Annotated in this window: 1 protein-coding gene and 1 pseudogene; both read left to right on the forward strand. The window is 71.9% G+C overall.

Annotation, left to right across the window (positions count from 1 at the left end):
* Positions 1–249: pseudogene (locus D7V97_RS43260) on the forward strand (hypothetical protein); the annotation flags it as partial.
* Positions 250–418: 169 nt separating this feature from the next.
* On the forward strand, positions 419–976 hold the full coding sequence (locus D7V97_RS43265) for a hypothetical protein (RefSeq protein WP_120616295.1): 558 nt from the start codon (positions 419–421) through the stop codon (positions 974–976).
* Positions 977–1,072 lie beyond the last annotated feature (96 nt).

A 1,072-nucleotide genomic window follows, 5' to 3' on the forward strand; every position in this document is an offset into this window, starting at 1 on the left:
CCCCCGCGGCCTCCGCCGTATCCGAAGCCTCCGGGACTTCCGGGCTCGCCCGCCCCCTCGCAGCCGGAGGCCCTGGAAGGCGCCCCGGAAGCGCTGGAGTCCGGCGCTGGCGGCCCGGAAGTCCCGGAGGCTTCGGATACGGCGGAGGCCGCGGGGGCCCTGGACGAAGAGCCAGAGGCCTCCAGCGGCGAGTTCGAGGTGGATGGCGAGCACCCGCCAGGTCGCCCGCCCAAGCCGACGCTCCACTGACGGGCGTCGCGGTGCCCAGCCTGGGAAGGTTCTTCACCCTGCCCCCGGGCTTTCAACATCCGCCCCGTAGGATTTACGCCTTCCGCCCTCCCTTCAGGGCGGGCCCGTCACCCAAACGTCTGGATTCATTGGGCACTGGCACACGTCTGGCGTTGGCAGAGCAATTGCTATGTCTCCGTTCGCGATGCGGACGACAACGGACATGGCGGCGGAGCGGGGACGGAAGAAGGCGGGGGCGGCCCGCGTGTTCAGCAGGCAGCCCGAGCGCATCGCGGCGCTGTGGCGCCGGATGCGGCTGGCGGCGCACGAGTCCCAGGCCGTGCCGGGGCCCAGCCTGCTGGACGGACTGGTGGAGCCCTTCGTCCGGGAGCTGGGGCTGACGCTGGAGGGCCTGGAGACGAGCCCCTGGAGTCGCACCCGCGCGGTGCTGCGCCTGGCGCCGGAGCGTGGCGCGCGCGCCCTGCATGACGAATTCGCACTGCTGCGGCGGTGCCTGGTGGATGCCCTGGAAGTCCTGGGCGGTGGAGATACGGAGCGCCAGCGCATCAACCGCGCGCTCGACGAGGCCGTGGACAGCGCGGTGGCGCTGCTCCAGCGGCTGGCGGATCCGAAGGCAGACGGTCCGCGGGTGCCCTTTGGTGGCCTGGTGGTGGAGTACTTCGAACGGCCGTCCCATGCGCGGCGGGCCCCTACGGGCCGGCGCGACGAGCGGTCCGCGATGCACTGACTTTGGTTGAAAGGTTTGCCGATCCGTCCGGCTTGACGCTTCTCCCCACAAGGGAGGGTCCGGGGGCTGGCGGGAGGGTGCGCTGTCGTGGATGGG

It is taken from the genome of Corallococcus sp. CA053C, from assembly GCF_003611675.1.
In the GTDB taxonomy this organism is placed as follows: Bacteria; Myxococcota; Myxococcia; order Myxococcales; family Myxococcaceae; genus Corallococcus.

What these genes read in the sequence shown, in the direction of transcription:
- D7V97_RS43265 (WP_120616295.1), top strand. Translation starts at nt 419, where the DNA reads ATGTCTCCGTTCGCGATGCGGACGACAACGGACATGGCGGCGGAGCGG.